Genomic DNA, 18973 nt, shown 5'->3' on the forward strand with positions numbered 1-18973 from the left:
GGTGATGTGCGAGCAAGCCCATGACTGCTAAACAGACTGAATCACACCAGACACTGCGCCTGCGTGCCGAAGAGAAGCTCGCGTCAGGAGCGGCTGCACCCAAACAGGCACTATCACTCGATGAGGCGAACCTGCTGCTCCACGACTTGCAGGTGCATCAAATAGAACTGGAGATGCAGAACGAGGAACTGCGCCGGGTCCAGGCGGAACTGGACGTCGCGCGGGCGCGTTATTTCGACCTCTACGATCTGGCGCCGGTCGGCTATTGCACCCTCAGCGAGCAGGGGCTGATCCTGGAAGCCAACCTTACCGCCGCCGCCTTGCTGGGCGTGGCCCGGGGCGCGCTGGTCAAGCAGCGGATCACCAGGTTCATCCTCAAGGAAGACCAGGACATCTACTACCTGCAACGCAAACAGCTCTTTGAAACCAGCGCCCCGCAGGCGTACGAACTGCGGATGCTGAAGAAGGACGGAACGGTATTCTGGGGGCACGTGGCGGCGACCGCCACGCAGGACGCCGACGGCGCGCCGGTGTGCCGTGTCGTGCTGAGCGACATCACCGCGCGTAAGCAGGCGGAAGATGAGCTGCATCAGAGAGAGACTCGATTCAAGGAGATGTTTGATGATGCCCCTGTTGGCTACCATGAGTTAGACGCCGAGGGACGCATGACCCGCGTCAATCGCACTGAACTCGCGACGCTGGGCTACTCTGCTGAGGAGATGCTGGGCCGCCACGTGTGGGAGTTCGTTGATGAAAAGGACCTTTCCAGAAAAGCCGTGTTGGAGAAGCTCGCTGGAACGTTACCGCCGGGGCGAAATATCGAGCGAACCTACTGGAAGAAAGACGGGACAAGAATACCGGTGCTCGTCCAGGATCGGCTCCTTCGGGACCAAGATGGCACAATCACCGGGATTCGCACCACCGCGCAGGACATCACCGAGCACAAGCGGGCGGAAGAGGAGAAGGCCAAACTCGAGAACCAGCTCCAGCAGTCCCAGAAGATGGAATCGGTGGGTCGCCTGGCGGGCGGTGTGGCCCATGATTTCAACAACATGTTGGGGGTGATCCTCGGGCATGCGGAGTTGGCGATCGGGCAGGTGGACCCGGCCCTGCCGCTCCATGCCGACCTTACGGAAATCCGCAAGGCGGCCATTCGCTCTGCCGATCTGACCCGCCAACTGCTGGCCTTTGCCCGCAAGCAGACCGTCGCGCCCAAAGTCCTGGATCTGAACGAGACCGTGGGGGGCATGCTCAAAATGCTGAAACGGCTCATCGGCGAGGATATCGACCTCAAGTGGCGGCCGGAGGCGGATCTGTGGCCGATCAAGGTGGACCCGTCGCAGATCGACCAGATCCTGGCCAACCTGTGCGTCAACGCCAGGGACGCGATCTCCGGCGTCGGCAAAATTACCATCGAGACGGGAAACAGCACCTTCAACGAGGACGACTGCGCCGCTCACGCGGAATTCATCCCCGGCGAGTACGTGCTGCTCGCCGTGAGCGACGACGGCTGCGGCATGGAGAAGGAAACGCAGGCGCATCTGTTCGAACCGTTCTTCACGACCAAAGCGCTGGGCAAAGGCACCGGCCTGGGATTGGCCACGGTTTACGGCATCGTCAAGCAGAACAACGGCTTCATCAACGTCTACAGCGAGCCGAATCAGGGAACGACCTTCAAGATCTACCTGCCCCGCCATGAGGGCAAGGCCGGGCAGGCGCAGACGGAAGGCGCGGCAAGGTCTGCCCAGCGCGGCCAGGAGACCGTCCTGCTGGTGGAGGACGAGTCGTCCATCCTGACACTGACCTCAAAGATCCTCGAACGTCAGGGCTACACCGTGTTGGCAGCGAGCACCCCTGGGCAGGCCATCCGGATGGCTCGGGAATACGTCGGCCGGATCCACCTGCTCATGACAGACGTGGTGATGCCCGAGATGAACGGCCGGACCCTGGCCAAGAACCTGTTGTCTCTCCATCCGCACCTCAAGCGCCTGTTCATGTCGGGATACACGGCTGACGTGATCGCGCACCACGGCGTTCTGGACGAAGGGGTGCATTTTCTCCAGAAGCCCTTCTCTATAGAACGTCTGGCCGCCACGGTCCGGGAGACGCTGGATAGTGAATAGGGAAAGGTATCTCGAGCCCGCACTCGCCCGCCGATCCTGGGTCGCGGTGTTCGCGGTGATCACGCTGGTGCTGCTGACTGGGGGCTGCTGGTACTATCGGGCCGGCATCATCAGCCTCATCGTCGGGTCGTTCATCCTGCTGGCCGCGGCCACGATCGCCTGGGCTTACTGGCGGCAGCACGCCGCGCAGCGCGCGCTACGCGAGAGCGTGGAACGGTTCCAACTCGCGAATCGCGCCACGTTCATCGCCATCTGGGACGTGGATCTCCAGACCGACAAGCTCTGGTGGAGCGACAATCTCCAGGCGCTTTTCGGTTATCAGGCCAAGGAGATCGAGCCGGGCCTCGAATTCTGGACCAGGTGCATCCATCCCGAAGACCTCGAACGCGTGAACGCGGGCCTTCAGGCGGCCCTGGATTCTGACCGCGAATCCTGGTCCGACGCGTATCACTTTCGTCGCAAAGACGGTTCGTACGCGGCGGTCGAAGACCGGGGCTACATCGCTCGAGACGCCGCCGGCCGCCCGATCAGGATACTCGGCACGATGCAGGACGTCACCGAGCGCAAGCGGGCCGAGGAGGAGAAGGCCAGACTCGAAGGCCAGCTTCAGCAGGCCCAGAAGATGGAATCGGTGGGCCGGCTGGCGGGCGGCGTGGCGCACGACTTCAACAACATGCTGGGCGTGATCCTCGGGCACACCGAAATGGCCTTGGACCAGGTGGACCCGGCGCAGCCGCTCCATGCCGACCTGCAGGAGATTCGCAAGGCGGCCTGTCGCTCCGTCGACCTCACGCGGCAATTGCTGGCCTTTGCCCGCAAGCAGATCGTCGCGCCCCAAGTCCTGGACCTGAACGAGACCGTGGCGGGCATGCTCAAGATGCTGCACCGGCTCATCGGCGAGGATCTCGATCTCACGTGGCAGCCGGGGGCGGATCTCTGGCCGGTCAAGGTGGACCCGTCCCAGATCGACCAGATCCTGGCCAACCTGTGCGTCAACGCCCGCGACGCCATCGCTGACGTCGGCAAGGTCACCATCGAGACGGGAAGCAGCACCTTCGACGAGGACTACTGCGCTGTTCACGCGGGCTTTGTGCCAGGGACCTATGTGCGGCTCGCGGTGAGCGACGACGGCTGCGGCATGGACAAGGACACGCTGCCGCATGTGTTCGAACCGTTCTTCACGACCAAAGCCATAGGCGAAGGCACCGGCCTGGGCCTGGCCACGGTCTACGGCATCGTCAAGCAGAACAACGGTTTCATCAACGTCTACAGCGAGCCGGGACAGGGCACGACGTTTACGATCTATCTGCCCCGGCATGTGGGCAAAGCCGGACAGGCACCGACGGAAGGCGCGGCGGGACCGGCCCTGCGCGGCCACGAGACCATCCTGCTGGTGGAGGACGAGTCGGCCATCCTGAGACTGGCCACGAGGATGCTCGAGCATCAGGGCTACACCGTGCTGGCCGAAAGCACCCCGGGCGAGGCCATCCGCGTGGCCAGGGAATACACCGGCCAGATTCATCTGCTCATGACCGACGTGGTCATGCCCGAGATGAACGGCCGCGACCTGGCCAGAAACCTGCTGTCCTCCTACCCGCACCTCAAGCGGCTGTTCATGTCGGGCTATACGGCCAACGTCATCGCCCACCACGGCGTGCTGGATGAAGGGGTGCATTTCATCCAGAAGCCCTTCTCCCCGAAAGACCTGGCCGCCAAGGTCCGGGAGGCGCTGGATCGTGAATAGGGAAAAGGAATCTCGATCGGGATGTGCCGGCTCATCGTCGAGCCCCTTCTCGGCGTGACGCGCCCTGGCGACATCTCTCGCGATCTCCGTGCTTTTCGTTCGCTGGACGCGGTAGACTGTCGCGGTCGAAGGGACCGGATGTTCCCATTTCTCTTGATGTGGCATCCGCTCAACATGACCAGACACAGGCTTGCCGCAACCGCGCTCGTGGGCCTCACGCTCGGCCTCGCAAGCGCCACGACGCAAGAGCCGGGCAAGGCGAGCAGGCCCACGCTCTACGTCGTCGCGAACGCGTACCTCGACACGCAGTGGAACTGGACGGTGCAGGACACGATTCGCGACTTCGTGCCGGCGACGTTCTTCGACAACTTCAAGTTGATCGAGCAGTATCCCCACTACGTGTTCAACTTCGAAGGCGCGATCCACTACATGTGGTTCAAGGAATACTACCCGGAGGCGTGGGCCACGCTCCAGAAGCATGTCGCCACCGGCCGCTGGCGGCTGGCCGGTTCGTGGATCAATGCCGTGGATGTGAACGTGCCGTCACCCGAATCGCTCATGCGGCAGGCGCTCTACGGAAAACGGTTCTTCCGGCGTGAGTTCGACCGTACAAGCCAGGATGTGTTCCTGCCCGACTGCTTCGGGTTCGGCTTCGCGTTGCCGTCGGTTGCCGCGCATTCAGGGCTCACCGCGTTTTCCACTCAGAAGCTCACGTGGGGATCGTCGGTGCCGATTCCGTTCCCGATCGGTCGGTGGCGTGGCGTGGACGGCAGCACCGTCGTTGCGGCGCTGAATCCGCGCGACTATGTGACGCGCATCCGAAGCGACGTCTCGACTGACCCGAAATGGTCGGACGATCTCACTACCGTCAGCACCGGCCGCCAGATTGGGCTCCGCTATTTTGGCGTTGGCGACATCGGCGGGGCGCCGGATCCCGAGACCGTGGACTGGCTCGAGAAGGCGTTCGCGAACAAGGACGCGAAGATCGAGGTGCGAAATACGTCGGCCGACCAACTATCGCGCGACCTGACCGACCAGGAGAAGGCCGCGCTCCCCGAGTACACGGGCGAGCTCACGATGAAGACGCACGGCGTCGGCTGCTACACCTCGCAGGCGGCGCTGAAACGGTTCAACCGCGAAAACGAACTCCTGGCCGACGCCGCCGAACGCGCGGCCGTGGCAGCGCGAGTCCTGACAGGATTGCGGTATCCGGCCGAACGGCTGCGGGACGCGTGGACGCGCGTATTGTGGCATCAGTTCCACGACGATCTGACCGGCACCTCCATTCCTCAGGCATACGGCTTCTCATGGAACGACGAACTGGTGTCGGCCAATCAGTTCGCCGGCGTGCTCGAGAGCTCGACCGCCGCGGTTGGCGATCTCCTCGACACGCGCGGCACGGGCGTTTCGCTCGTCGTGTTCAATCCGATCGCACGCGCGCGGCGCGACACGGTCGAGGCGACCGTCTACTTCCGCGGGCCGGCGCCGGAGGCGATACGTGTGGCAGACACGGTCACCGGCCGCGACGTGCCGGCACAGGTCCTCGAGAGACGCGGGAGCGAGGCGCGAGTGCTCTTCGTCGCGGAGATGCCGCCAGTGGGCTACAAGGTGTTCGACGTCACACCTGCTACCGCCGCCGCACCGTCATCGTCGCTTCGCATCACGTCACAGTCGCTCGAAAACGCTCGGTACACGGTAAAGGTCGATTCGAACGGCGATATCGCGTCGGTCTTCGACAAGAGCGCCGGCCGCGAGCTTCTGCGTGCGCCCGTACGGCTCGAATTGCGGGACGATCCGTCGCCAGACAAACCCGCATGGCGCATCTTGTGGACCACCGTGAACGCTGCGCCCCGGGAGTACCCTATTGCGCCAGTGGTCCGCATCATTGAACGCGGGCCCGTCCGCGTCGCCCTCGAGATCACGCGAAAGGCTGCCGGTTCGACCTTCGTCCAGCGCGTGATGCTGACCGACGGCGGAGACCGGGTCGACGTCGAGAACCTCGTGGACTGGAAGTCGCCGAACACGTTGCTCAAGGCGTCCTTCCGGTTCCAGGCATCGAACCCGAAGGCGACCTATGACCTCGGGCTCGGAACGATCGAACGCGGCAACAACACGCCCGATCACTACGAAGTCCCGGCGCAGAAATGGGCCGACCTGACCGACGCGAGCGGGCAGTTCGGCGTGGCAGTCGTGAACGACAGCAAATACGGGTGGGACAAACCGGCGGACGATGTGCTTCGTCTCACCTTGCTCCATACCGCGAAAGCGAAAGCCTATCCCTACGAGAGCGCCAACGATCTTGGCCACCATCGCTTCGTGTACGCGATCGCAGGCCATGCGGGCGATTGGCGTGCGGGTCAGGTTCCTGCACGTGCCGCCGCGCTGAACCAACCGCTCTTGCCATTCCAGACAACCGCGCATCCGGGAGTGTTGGGCCGAAGTATCTCGCTGTTGTCGATCGACAGCGCAGACGGGCAAGTCGCGGTGCGCGCGTTCAAGAGGGCGGAAGACGACGAGGCGATTGTCGTCCGCCTGCAGGAGCAGTACGGACGACCGGGCCGTGTTCGGGTTACGCTGCCGGCCGGTGAGATCGTGGCGGCCCGCGAGATCAACGCCGCTGAGGAACCCGTGGGGTCGTTCCCGAGTTCGGGTCGCAGCATCAGTGTCGATCTCAAACCGTATCAGCCGCGCACGTTCGCGCTGACGTTGCAACCATCGGCGTCGGCGATCGAATCGGATCGTGCCACTCGCCGCATTGCGGCTCCGGTCGCGGTGTCGCTCGACTTGCCGTTCAACCTCGACGGGGTCTCGACCGACTCGAATCGCGGGGATGGTGACTTCGACGGGAAGAAACAGACGCTGGCGGCCGAGCTTCTCCCGCGGGAACTCGAGCTCGATGGCGTGCGGTTCAGATTCGGGTCGGTGCAGAACGGCGCGGCGAACGTGCTCGTGCCGAACGGGCAGCGGCTGACACTGCCGCGAGGGCCATACAATCGCCTGTACGTGCTTGCTGCCTCAGTCGACGGCGACCTGCCCGCCACGTTCACCATCGGCCGGGCATCGGCTTCAACGCCGGTGCGAATCACGATTCGCGACTGGCAGGGCCCGGTCGGGCAGTGGGACAGCACGCTCAAAGAGCCGCGGCTCTTTCGGGAGAAGTACGTGCCGCCCATCACGCGTGGCCAGTCCTGGACGTTGGACGCGATCGCGGCGGATATGGTCGTCCGCTGGGACACGGCTACGGGAGCTGTGACGGGCCTCGACCAAATCCGTCCGGGTTTCGTCAAACGCGACGAGATCGCGTGGGTCGGAGGGCATCGTCACGCGCCGAACGGCAACCAGCCGTACATTCCGACGTACCTGTTCGCGTACGCGATAGACCTTCCGGACGGTGCGCGCGACGTCACGCTGCCGAGCGACGGCCGCGTGCGACTGCTGGCGGCCACCGTCGCGCGGGTGCCCGCGGCAACTCGCCCGGCGGCACCACTCTATGCACGGGACCTGCCGGATCCCGCATCCGCCGGTCGCCAGAGGCCATGAGACCGCGCGCCGACGTCGGACCCGTGGAATCCGACGTCAGCCGAATTCACCGTGCCGTCGGCAAGACGCGATGAAGCGGGCCAACGCATGATCATCCGCGGACTGCGCTGGTGGATGGCCGGGCTCGTGTTCCTTGCCACGTTCATCAACTTCATCGACCGGCTCACGATCGCGGTACTGGCCCCGGTCATCATCGTGCAGCTCGGCCTGACGAACCTCGAATTCGCGAGCATCAGCACGTGGTTTCTCGTCGCCTATACGGCGAGTCAGGGTCTGTCCGGGAGGATCTACGACCGCGTGGGAACCCGGCGCGGATTCACGATGTCGATCGTGATCTGGTCGGCGGCGGCCATGGCGCACGCCTTTGCCAGCGGCCTCGCAAGCTTGAGCGCGTTGCGGTTCGTGTTGGGACTGGGGGAAGCGGGCAACTGGCCTGGGGCCGCGAAGGTCATCGCCGAGTGGTTTCCCGCCCGCCAACGCGCGTTCGCGATGGGCATCTTCAACAGCGGCGTGACCGTCGGCTCGATCGTCGCCCCGCCGCTCATCGTCTATCTGCAACTGCGGTTCGGATGGCAGACGACCTTTCTTGTGACGGGCGGCCTGGGCTTCGTCTGGCTGGCGTTGTGGCTGCTGTTCTACGACACGCCGGAGCGGCACACCGCCCTCTCGCGCGCAGAACTCGCAGTCATCCGCGAAGATCGTGGCCCATCCGCGGCCCAGGGACGCGTCCGGTGGACATCGCTGCTCGCGCGCCGACAGGTGTGGGCGATTGTCGCGTCACGATTCATCACGGACCCGGTCTGGTGGCTCTACATCACCTGGCTTCCCTTGTACCTCGTTACGGTGCGCGGTTTCAGCCTGAAGCAGATCGGGTTGTTTGCGTGGCTGCCGTACGTGGCGGCCGATTTAGGGAGCCTGATCGGCGGGTGGCTCTCGGGGCATCTGATCGCACGCGGATGGACGGCCAATCGTGCGCGCAAGACCATCATCGCGATTGGCGCCGTGTTGATGATGGCCGGCATCCCCGCTGCGATGAGCGCGAGCGCCATGGCGGCGCTGGCCTTCATCAGCGTCGTGCTCTTCGGCTTCCAGGTATGGATCAACAACGTACAGACGATGCCGAGCGATTGCTTTCCGGAGAGCGTCGTGGCATCGGTGGCCGGTCTGGGCGGCGTCGGGGCGGGGTGCGGCGCGATTCTCTTCACGCTGACGACGGGGTTCGTCGTCGATCATCTCCACTCGTATACCCCGATTCTCGTCGTCGCCGGGCTGCTTCCTATTCTTGGCACGACGGTGCTCTTTGCCGTGGGAGGACCGATTCGCCGGATCCCCCTCGACCAGGAAGGGGATGTCCCCGCGTGATTCGACGACCTGGCACGGTGCTCTCGGATCTTGGCGCCTAGGTCGCGATCGGATATCACCGCAACGAGAACGGGGCGGACAACGCGCGCGCGGCAGTTGAGGCCTCGGGCGGGAAGGCGATTGCGATCCGCTGTCTGCGAGCCGGTGTCACCGAAAACCGGTTCTACTTGCGCATGGCCTTCACGGTGTCGGTGAGTGCCCGCTGCAGCAGCGCGTAGTCCCAGCCGACGCTGAGCATCCGGTAGCCGGCCGCAATCTTCGCCTGCACGTCGGCTGGCGTCACGTCAATCGCCGCCACGACCTTCCGATCGAGGCACATCTTGAGGATGCGCGCCGCATCCGCTTCCGGGATGTGCACGCACTCCACCGCGCTCACGCCGGGCGTCTCGACGATCTCCTTCGCGTTGCGCACGCCGTTCTCCGTCTCGATCATTGCAACGACGAGTAGTTCGCCTTTGGGATTCAGTGGCCACACGTCGCGCCGCTCGCGTGGGATATTCAGGCCGGCCAGGGCGGACGTTTCGGCGTTGCGGACAGCCGAAATCGCGCGTTCGAGGTCGGCGCGGCTCTCGACGAACGGAATCCACACGCCCATCGCCGGTCCGACCTTCAGCGACTCGGCAATCTCGTAGCGCGGGTCCCACGTGGCCCGATTGGCGAGTTTCACGAGCACCACCGGCGCGCTCCTGGCGTCGGTCCGGAAACGAAGGCTGAAGTCCTGCACGCCGAGCAGGAAGCCCCTGAGGGCTGCGAAGTCGTACACCTCATGCTCGATGTCCGCCACGATATAGTCCGCGTCCGACGTGGCCAGCACCTTTGTGATGCGCGGAGCGGCGGTCGCGGCCGTCCAGACTCCGATGGCCGGCTTGCCGGCCTCGAGCAACGAGATCAAGCGGTTGGCGCGCTCCTGGGCCACGGCATCAGGCGCGAAAAGCGCAGCAACAATCACGGCAATCGTCCACGGACAGAGTCGGCGAATCATCAGCAATGCTCCTTTCGGCATCCTCTCAGCCAGCCTTTCGAACCACCGCAAGATCCTCGCGAAGCCGTTCGTCACGGATTCGCATGAGGATATCGCAGTCGTGCCACGCCGCACGGGAGCCCCCTCCCGGGAGACCGGCGCCCACCAATGAGAGGCGTACCTCGCTCAGGCCGCGCGCAGGTCGGTTGGAGCCGCTGACCGTCACTGACCGGGATGGTACTGCCGCTCGATGTGGCCCTCCAGTTGCGGGCGGTAGAAGTACACGTCCCTCAGTTCGCCCGTGCTGTACCGCTTGGCCTGATCGTTGAAGTGAGGAGACGAGGGATCGCCGTTCTGCCCGCCGGCCGAGACGGCCTTGGCCCTGACGCGGTCGCCGAACTCAACCACGGCCACGAAGCTGTTCCCGCTCGTCCCGTACATTTTCTTGGTCCCCTTGTACGTCCGCGCGCCGAATGACGCCAGCGAGCCCCACCGAGAGGACGTGAAGCCGACCGGGATGCTCGGCCCCGTGTCGCTAAACGGCTGGACAATGTCCGCAGTGAGACGCTGGAAGCGATTGATGTCACCCCACGGAGTCTTCCAGCTCCCGAAGTCACTCGCGAGCTTGTCCGACGCCGCCGACAGCGCCTGAAGCAACTGCGCCGGCGTTGCCTGGTTGGCGACGTAGTTGTCGACGGAGACTCCCGCCTTCCGGGCAGCATCGCCGACGCGCCGCCCGATCTCCTCTCCCCAGTACACGGCGAGCGACGTGGGGACCGACGCTACGGACCACCTGAGGTCCCATCCCCGCAGGACCGCAATCTGATCGGACAACTTCTCCTTGAGTGGGTCGGCGGCGGGGCTCTGGTCCCAGGCCTTGAGGAGAGCCGGGATCTGATCCTGAAACGCCGGAAGGTAGCTGTCGAAGGCGGCCGCGATGAGGGAGTCCAACGTGAAGTCCTTCTTCTTGTCGAGAACCCGGAGGGCATGCATGCCCCTCGGACTCTCCTCAGTGCCGCGATCCACATAGGCGGGGTAGTCCGTCTTCTTCGGGCTGTTCGGGCCGGCTGCGGACCACGGCCAGTTGTTGGTGTTATAGAGCCACCCATTCGCGGGATTCAGCAAGCCGGGAGTCTCGTCCACGGAATGCACCCCGTTCCACTCCGTCGCCGGATCGCTGCCATCCACCGGTTTGGCCCAGTCGAATCTGGTGTCGCGCTTCGGAATGAAGTTGGCGTGGAAGTAGGCGATGACACCGTCCGCGTCGGCGTAAATCGTGTTGTTCGACGAGTTGGTGTGCAGCTCCATCGTCTGGCGGAACGCCTTGTAGCTGGTCGCCTTGGTCCGGGCGAACGACTGCGTCAGCGCCTTCAGCGGCTCCTGCATCAGCCTGATGCTCACCCACTTGCCACCGGCATCGCGGACGATGGGTCCGTGATGGCTGCGGTAGATCGTGAATTCCCTCTTGGCCATCCCGGTGCCGGTCTTGTACAGCACCGTGATCGTGCTCGCCTTCAGCGGACGCTCTTCGGTGCCGTACTTGTAGTAGAAGCCGTCACCTTTCTTCACCACCGATTCCAGGTATTCGTCGATATTGTCCACGCCGCTCGAGGTGTGCATCCACCCCGCGCGCTGGTTGAACCCCTGGTAGATGAAGAACTGACCCCACGTCAGGGCGCCGTAGGCGTTCAGACCTTCGTCGCTGACCATCTGCGCCTCGGCCCTGAAGAAGAAGGATGTGTGGGGATTGATCAGCAGAAGGGCGTGGTGGGCGGTGGTGTTCGACGGCGCGATGGCGATGCCGTTGGATCCGGTGGGCTCCGCGAATTGTGGAACGACCTCGGCTGACGTGTCTCGCCGAACCGCCTTCTGATCCTTACCGTAGAAGGCCTCGAGTTGAGTCAGGTTGATCCTCTCGATGTCTCCGCCGATGCTGCCCTCGCTGAAGGTGAGCGCCATCCACGGCTCGAATCGTTTGATCACGCGGGGCGTCGCGTTGAGGTGCGTGTGGAGGTAGTAATTCAAGCCGTCGGCGTACGCGTTCATCAGCGCCTTCAACCACTCCGGGGCCTTCTGGTACTGCGCCTTCATGTCGTCCGGGTCGATGAAGATCTTCATGCGGAGGTCGCGGTACACCTGGGCCTCGCCCTCGGCTTCCGCCAGGCGCCCGATGGAGTTGAGGTAGTTGGTCTCCACTCGGTTGAAGTCGTCCTCGGCCTGGGCGTACATCACCCCGAACACGGCATCGGCATCCGTCTTTCCGTAGACGTGGGGAATCCCCCAATCGTCTCGGATGATCGTGACGTTCCGGGCCTGCTTCTCCCAGGCGGCGACGTCCTGGTCGGGGGATGCCTGCGAGGCGAACGATACGCATACCGCAGCGAGGATGAGAACAAGCTTCTTCATGGCTTCTTGGTTTCCTCTTCGATTGCCGCGAAATCGGTCTCCACTTCGGTGCGCGCTGGGCATCGTGGCCGTCGGCGCGGACATTGTAGCCAAAATCCTATGCGAGGGCGTCGATGATGGCGTTCAGCGTGGGGCTGGGACGCATTGCCTTCGTCGTCTTCACCAGATCTGGCTGGTAGTACCCGCCCATGTCGACCGGCTTTCTCTGGGCCGCGAGCAGCTCTTCATTGATCTTCGCCTCGTGCGCGATGAGCTGCTTCGCCACGGCGGCGAAACGCGCCTGGAGTGGCTTGTCCTTCGACTGTGCAGCCAGCGCCTCGGCCCAGTACATGGCCAGATAGAAATGGCTGCCGCGGTTGTCGATCTGGCCTACCTTGCGGGCCGGCGACCTGTTGTTGTCGAGGAACTTGCCGATGGCCTGATCGAGCGTTTCGGCGAGCAGCGCCGCCCGCTCGTTGTGGAACGAGCTGCCGATGTGCTCCAGCGAGGCGCAGAGCGCCGAGAACTCCCCGAGCGAATCCCAGCGCAGGTACCCCTCCTTCTGGAACTGCTGCACGTGCTTGGGGGCCGAGCCGCCTGCGCCGGTTTCGAAGAGCCCGCCGCCCGCGAGCAGGGGCACAATCGAGAGCATCTTCGCCGACGTGCCGATTTCGAGGATAGGGAAGAGATCCGTCAGGTAGTCACGCAGCGCGTTGCCGGTGACCGAGATGGTGTCCTGGCCCTTGCGGATGCGCTCGAGCGAGTACTTCATCGCCTCCACCGGTGCCATGATGCTGAGCTCGAGGCCCTTGGTGTCGTGATCCTTGAGGTAGGTCTCGACCTTGGCTATCACCTGTGCGTCGTGCTTGCGGTTCTTATCGAGCCAGAACACGGCGGGGGTGCCGGTCGCCCGGGCGCGCCTGACGGCCAGCTTGACCCAGTCGCGGACGGCGATGTCCTTGGTCTGACAGGAACGGAAGATGTCGCCCTCTTCGACCTGCTGCGCGAGGAGTGTCTCACCGGTGGACTCGACGACGACACGGATCGTGCCGGCCCCAGAGGCGATAAACGTCTTGTCGTGTGAGCCGTACTCCTCGGCCTTCTGGGCCATGAGGCCGACGTTTGGCACGCTGCCCATCGTGGCCGGGTCGAGGGCGCCGTGCTTCTGGCAGTCCTCGATGATGGTCTGGTAAATGGTGGCGTAGCAGCGATCGGGGATCATCGCCTTGGTGTCGTGAAGCTTGCCGTCCGGGCCCCACATCTTGCCCGACTCGCGGACCACGACCGGCATCGAGGCGTCGACGATGATGTCGTTCGGGAGGTGGAGGTTGGTGATGCCTTTGTCCGAGTCGACCATCGCCAGCGCGGGGCGGGTGGCGTAGACGGCCTTGATGTCTGCCTCGATCTCCGCCTTCTTGTCGGCCGGCAGGCTCTGGATCCTGGCGTAGACGTCTCCCAGGCCATAGCTCGGGTTCACGCCCAGTTGCGTGAAGGTGGCCGCGTGCTTCTCGAAGACGGCCTTGTAGAAGACGGTGACGGCGTGACCGAACATGACCGGGTCGGAGACCTTCATCATCGTGGCCTTGAGGTGCAGGGACAAGAGCAGGCCGCTCTTCTTCGCATCCTCGATCTGTTCCTCGAAGAAGGTGCGCAGCGCCTTGACGTGCATCACCGAGGTGTCGAGGATTTCGCCGTCCAGGAGGCCCAGATTCTTCTTGAGGACGGTCACCGCGCCGTCGGCCGCCACGAACTCGAAGCGGACATCGGTCGCCTTCGTGATGGTGGTGGAGTTCTCGCTGCCGTAGAAGTCACCGCCGGTCATGTGCGCCACGTGGGACCTGGAGTCCGCGGTCCAGGCGCCCAGCTTGTGCGGGTGCTTCTTCGAGAACGCCTTCACCGAGAGCGGCGAGCGTCGGTCCGAGTTGCCCTCGCGAAGCACCGGATTGACGGCGCTGCCGAGGACTTTCGCGAAACGAGTCTGGAGAGCCTTTTCGGCATCGTCTTTCGGGGCCTCGGGGTAATCCGGGATGTTGTACCCATGGGCCTGAAGCTCCTTGATGGCCTCCTTGAGCTGCGGGATCGAGGCGGAGATGTTCGGCAGCTTGATGATGTTGGCCTCGGGCTTCTGCGTGAGTGCGCCAAGCTGCGCGAGGTAGTCCGGGATCCGCTGGGCGTTGGTGAGGTGCTCGGGGAAGTTGGCGATGATGCGCCCCGCGAGCGAGATGTCCCGCGTTTCCACCGAGACGCCAGTGCCCTTCGTGAAGCCCTGGACAATGGGCAGGAGCGACAGAGTCGCCAGCGCGGGCGCCTCGTCAATCTGCGTCCAGATGATCGTCGACGTATCGGTCTTCATAGCCTCTCCTTGGATCTTCGGATCTCCCGGGGGCCCGGTCCGCAAGGACCCAGGTCACTTGATGGCGGGCGCACTCGAGCGCGGGGGGGCGACAGGCGCAAGCGGCCGAGCACCTAATGTAGCACGAGGACGACGCGGCCCCGAGGTCCCCCTGCGGCGCGGCGACCGCGAAAGACGGACAGGATGGCCTTGTCTTCGGGTCGCTTGCAGCAGTTGCAGGCTCAAGCCTTCATCCAGAAGACCGCATACGACACGAAGATGACCACGTCCGGTACGAAGTGGATGAACCACGCCCACGCAAAGCCTCTCGTCTCCACGATGCTCTTCCCCAGGAGCCACGCCAGGAATCCGGTCATCCAGGCGATGCCTCCCGACTTCTCTGTCGCCGTCCACGCAATGGTGGGAAGCCGCGATGGGGGTCACTATTTTGGCCCATGCTACGCGGCCTTGATACCGGCTGCAAGTGTCCGGACGCGCCAGCTTCCAGACGAGCCACCCGCAGGATCCTGTCCGGGTCGGCGAGGGCCACCGTGCCGGCGCTCGACTCGCCGGCCACTGACGAGGTGCAAAATCCGTGACGGCTGGACTCGGGGGAGGCGCGGGCGCAGAATGGGCGCTGAAGGAGGATCCATCATGCCTCGACGATCGTTGATACCCGTTGGACTCATTGCCATCATGCTGCTCGTCGCCACGGACTCTGGGATCGCGCAGGATCTCGCCCCCATCACCTTGCCGGCCCCCGTCATCAGTGGCGGGAAGCCGTTGATGCAGGCGCTCAAGGACCGCGCGTCGGCGCGCGAGTTCAGCCCTGACAAGTTGCCCGTGCAGACCCTCTCCAACCTCCTGTGGGCGGCATGGGGGATCAACCGGCCGGACGGCCGGCGGACGGCGCCCTCGGCCAGCAACAAGCAGGAGATCGAGATCTACGTCACACTGCCTGAGGGGGCATTCGTCTGGGATGCCAAAGCCAACACGCTCAATCCCGTCGCGGCCGCTGACCTGAGAGCCGCGACAGGGACGCAGCCGTTTCCCGCCACGGCGCCGGTCAACCTCGTCTACGTTGCCGACATGGCGAAGGCCGGGCGCCCGTCCGCCGACCCGCAGCAGATGCTGAATATCGGCGCCGACGTGGGATTCATCTCCGAGAACGTCTACCTGTTTTGCGCGTCGGCGGGGCTGGCCACCGTGGTTCGCGCCTCCGTGCCGAAGGAGACACTGGCGAAGGCGTTGAAGCTGCGCGACACCCAGGTGATCGTGCTGGCGCAGACGGTTGGGCTGCCGAAGAAGTAGCGCGACAGACTTCGGCCCGCGAACAATGTCCAGCCCGGTTTCGCGCGCCAGACCCGCGCCTGGGCCGCGGTGCAACAACGTCTCCGGCACTCCGGTACAATGGAGGGATGGCTGCACTGATTGAAGCAATCGACATCAAGCGCAAGATGTTCTTCGAGCTCGACGACACGCCCTATCACTGCCTCGATGTCGAAGTGTCGACGCCCACCGCCCGAGGCGGTCAGACGTTGGTCCGGCTCAAGATGCGCAACCTGAAGACGCGGGCGGTGTTCGACAAGACGTTCAAGGCCTCCGACAAGTTCAAGGAGCCGGACCTGACCGAGGTGCCCGCCAGCTACCTCTACAGTGACAGCGATGCCTCGTACTTCATGGACCAGGAAAGTTTCGAGACGCTCGCCCTGCGCGGCGAGATGCTGGGCGATGCCAAGGGCTTCCTGGTCGACGGTCTGGTCGTGCAGGTGCTCATGTTCAACGGCAACGTCATCGGCGTGCAGATGCCACAGCAGGTTGAGCTGACCATCACCTATACCGAACCAGGCATCCGCGGCGACACGGCCAGCGGCAACGTCACCAAGCCCGCGACGCTCGAAACCGGCATCGAGATCCGGGTTCCCCTCTTCATCAAGGAAGGCGAGAAGGTGAAGGTCAACACCGAGACCCGCGAGTTCATGGGCCGGGCCTGAGCATCGTGCCCGCGCGGGCGCACATCCTACGGGCCGGAGGGGTCGGTTGCCTCTATCGCGGGGAAACCCCAGCCGCGAACGAAACGTCTAATACTAGTAGAAGAACGTGTGGGGAGGCCACGGAGGCAGCGTGATGAAACGCACAAGCTTCGTAGCAGCCGGTGTTGTTGTTCTCATCGTGTTGGGCGCGTATGCGATGCATCGCCCGGCACGTCCAGCCAGGTTCCTGACGACCCGTGTCACGGCGGGTGATGTCGCCCGAACCGTGATCGCAACGGGCACCCTCAATGCCATCGAGACCGTCAACGTCGGCAGTCAAGTTTCCGGAATCATCAGCGAGCTCGACGTCGACTACAACAGCGTTGTGCACGAAGGAGAGGTGCTGGCCCGCCTTGATCCGGCGCTCGTCCAGGCGCAGGTGGACGAAGCCGGCTCGAAACTCGCAGAGGCACAGGACGCCGTGGAGGCCGCCGGGGTTTCCGTTGAAGATGCCCGGGTGAAGCTCGGCCAGGCCGACGCGCTCGCGAAGAAGGAACTGCTCACCGAGTCCGACCTCGAGGATGCGCAGGTGACCTACAAGCAGGCCGTGGCTGACCTGAACTCGAAGAAAGCCGGCGTGGTCGAGGCGCAAGCCGAATTGGACCAGGCGCGGGTGGATCTGACCAACTCAACCATCACGTCGCCGATCGATGGCATCGTCATTGCCCGCGATGTCGATGCCGGGCAGACCGTGGCCGCGCGGCTCAGCGCGCCCACGCTGTTCGAAATTGCTGCGGACCTGACGCACCTGCAGCTCGACGCCACGATAGACGAATCCGACGTCGGGGCCCTCAGGGCAGGGCAAGGTGTCGCGTTTACCGTGGAAGCGTACCCGGCGCGCAGTTACTCGGGCGTCATCAAGCAGGTCCGGCTCGGGCCCGACAGCGACAGAACCGCCCCGGCGGCGGTCACCTACACGACCGTCATCGACGTGGCTAACCCGGATCTTTCCCTGCGCCCAGGGATGACGGCGACGTTGACCATTGAGACGGCCCGCCACGCGAACACGCTGCGCGTGACACGTACCGCGCTCGAGTGGCTGCCGACGCTGGCGCGGTTCAAGGAGTTGAATTCGGCCGTGCCGCCGGAGTATGCGGATGCGGCGCGCGTGCGGACGGGTACGGTGCCGGGATCGACTGGCTACCTCTGGTACGAGGAGGGCCCCGGCATTCGCGCGATCAAGGTGGCGACCGGGCTGACCGATGGTGCCTTTGTCGAAGTGTCAGCGCCCGGGCTCTCGGCCGGGAAGGCCGTGATCACCAGCGAATCGGTGCAGCATTAGCTTGTTGGTACCCCGGTCCGGTGGGGCAGATCACGGGCAGGTTCTCCCGGTCGCGCCCCACGGTTCATTGATGCGCGTTCGTGCCAACGAGCACGTGATGGTCGACGGTGGTCGTCGGTGGTCGTGACGGTGCCGGCGTGGCCGATTCGGGTATCATCTGCGGCGTGGTGAGATCGACCACGAGACGGCCGCCGCAGGCGGCGGGACGCGCCAGGCAGTTGGGCTGGCCCGCGAAGGCGGGGCTCGTTGGACTCGGTGCGCTCGTCTTGCGCCTGCTGTATCTCTACGAGCTGCGAGACACGGTGCTCGTCAACGTCCTCATCGGCGACGGCCGCCAGTACGACGCCTGGGCACAGCAGATCGCAGGCGGCCAGTGGATCGGCACCGAGGTCTTCTACCAGACGCCGCTCTATCCGTACCTGGTGGCCGTGTGGTTCACGATCGCCGGCCACCATGTGTTCGGTGTCCGCGTGATCCAGGCCGTGCTCGGCGCCGCATCGTGCGTGGGGCTGGCCGCAGCCGGACGGCGATTCTTCGGCGCCCGCGCCGGGCTTGTCGCCGGGGCGCTGCTGGCCATCTATCCACCGGCCATCTTCTTCGACGGGCTGATCCAGAAGTCGTCACTCGACCTGTTGCTGGCCACCGTCCTGCTGGCATCCTTGGGCGAGTGCCTGGACCGCCCATGCTGGCCGTGGCTCGCGGCTGCCGGTGTCGCGCTCGGCGCCTTTGCGCTGAACCGCGAGAACGCGCGTCTGCTGTATCCCATCATCGTCGTCTGGCTGTTCGCGTACTTCCGTGCAGCGCCCCTTCGGCGTCGCGTGGCGTGGACGGCAATCGTGACGGCCGCCGCTGCGCTTGTCCTGCTGCCTGTCGGTCTGCGCAACTACTACGTCGGCGGCGAGTTCCTCATTTCGACGTCCCAGTTCGGGCCGAACCTTTACATCGGCAATCACACCGGCGCGCGCGGCGTGTATGAGCCGCTTGTTCCGGGCCACGGCGAACGCCCGACGCCATCGAGCAGTACTCGCGCGCCGCGCAACTCTCGCCATCGTCGCTCGAGGCACAGGCCCTGTTGGGCCAGGCGCTGGCGCAGGCAGGGAGATTCAGCGAGGCGCTCGTGAGCCTCGAGAAGGCGCTCTCAATCGCGCACGCGACCGGCAATGCCGACGCCATGCAGCAGCTCGAGAATGCCATCCGGGTCTGCCGCCGCC

General features: G+C 64.5%; 12 protein-coding genes. 8 read left to right on the forward strand and 4 right to left on the reverse strand.

Features of this window, described 5'->3' with window-relative positions:
- Positions 1–173: 173 nt before the first annotated feature.
- The 4 genes from NT151_06125 to NT151_06140 all read left to right on the forward strand — a co-directional run bounded on the left by NT151_06125 (position 174) and on the right by NT151_06140 (position 8769).
- Positions 174–2123, forward strand: a complete 1950-nt coding sequence (locus NT151_06125; GenBank protein ID MCX6538497.1) for a PAS domain S-box protein — start codon at positions 174–176, stop codon at positions 2121–2123.
- A complete protein-coding gene (locus NT151_06130) occupies positions 2116–3867 on the forward strand; it encodes a PAS domain-containing protein (protein MCX6538498.1) in 1752 nt (583 codons plus the stop codon). Before NT151_06125 ends, NT151_06130 begins: the two co-directional genes overlap by 8 nt.
- 138 nt (positions 3868–4005) lie before the next feature.
- Complete coding sequence (locus NT151_06135; protein ID MCX6538499.1) at positions 4006–7407, forward strand: glycosyl hydrolase-related protein; 3402 nt, start codon at positions 4006–4008, stop codon at positions 7405–7407.
- An 87-nt stretch (positions 7408–7494) separates the two neighbouring features.
- On the forward strand, positions 7495–8769 hold the full coding sequence (locus tag NT151_06140; protein ID MCX6538500.1) for an MFS transporter: 1275 nt from the start codon (positions 7495–7497) through the stop codon (positions 8767–8769).
- 163 nt (positions 8770–8932) lie between these two features.
- Here NT151_06140 and NT151_06145 read toward each other — a convergent pair whose 3' ends face one another.
- From NT151_06145 to NT151_06160, 4 genes are all read right to left on the reverse strand, one after another.
- On the reverse strand, positions 8933–9751 hold the full coding sequence (locus NT151_06145; protein MCX6538501.1) for an aldolase/citrate lyase family protein: 819 nt from the start codon (positions 9749–9751) through the stop codon (positions 8933–8935).
- Between the two features lie 201 nt (positions 9752–9952).
- Positions 9953–12136 (reverse strand): acylase, encoded by a 2184-nt coding sequence (locus NT151_06150; GenBank protein MCX6538502.1) that lies wholly within the window; start codon positions 12134–12136, stop codon positions 9953–9955.
- Positions 12137–12233: 97 nt separating this feature from the next.
- Positions 12234–14468: an NADP-dependent isocitrate dehydrogenase gene (locus NT151_06155; protein ID MCX6538503.1), complete on the reverse strand. Its 2235-nt coding sequence runs from the start codon at positions 14466–14468 to the stop codon at positions 12234–12236.
- A 221-nt stretch (positions 14469–14689) separates the two neighbouring features.
- Complete coding sequence (locus NT151_06160) at positions 14690–14824, reverse strand: hypothetical protein (GenBank protein ID MCX6538504.1); 135 nt, start codon at positions 14822–14824, stop codon at positions 14690–14692.
- 277 nt (positions 14825–15101) lie between these two features.
- On the opposite strand from NT151_06160, the gene NT151_06165 reads away from it, so the two are divergent.
- From NT151_06165 to NT151_06180, 4 genes are all read left to right on the forward strand, one after another.
- Entirely contained in the window at positions 15102–15758 is a 657-nt protein-coding gene (locus NT151_06165) for a SagB/ThcOx family dehydrogenase (protein MCX6538505.1), read from the forward strand.
- Positions 15759–15865: 107 nt separating this feature from the next.
- Positions 15866–16441: an elongation factor P gene (gene efp / locus NT151_06170; GenBank protein MCX6538506.1), complete on the forward strand. Its 576-nt coding sequence runs from the start codon at positions 15866–15868 to the stop codon at positions 16439–16441.
- Between the two features lie 133 nt (positions 16442–16574).
- Positions 16575–17762 (forward strand): efflux RND transporter periplasmic adaptor subunit, encoded by a 1188-nt coding sequence (locus NT151_06175; GenBank protein MCX6538507.1) that lies wholly within the window; start codon positions 16575–16577, stop codon positions 17760–17762.
- 137 nt (positions 17763–17899) lie between these two features.
- Positions 17900–18883 (forward strand): glycosyltransferase family 39 protein, encoded by a 984-nt coding sequence (locus tag NT151_06180; protein MCX6538508.1) that lies wholly within the window; start codon positions 17900–17902, stop codon positions 18881–18883.
- Positions 18884–18973 lie beyond the last annotated feature (90 nt).

Source organism: Acidobacteriota bacterium, assembly GCA_026393675.1.
Taxonomy (GTDB): domain Bacteria; phylum Acidobacteriota; class Vicinamibacteria; order Vicinamibacterales; family JAKQTR01; genus JBAXOX01.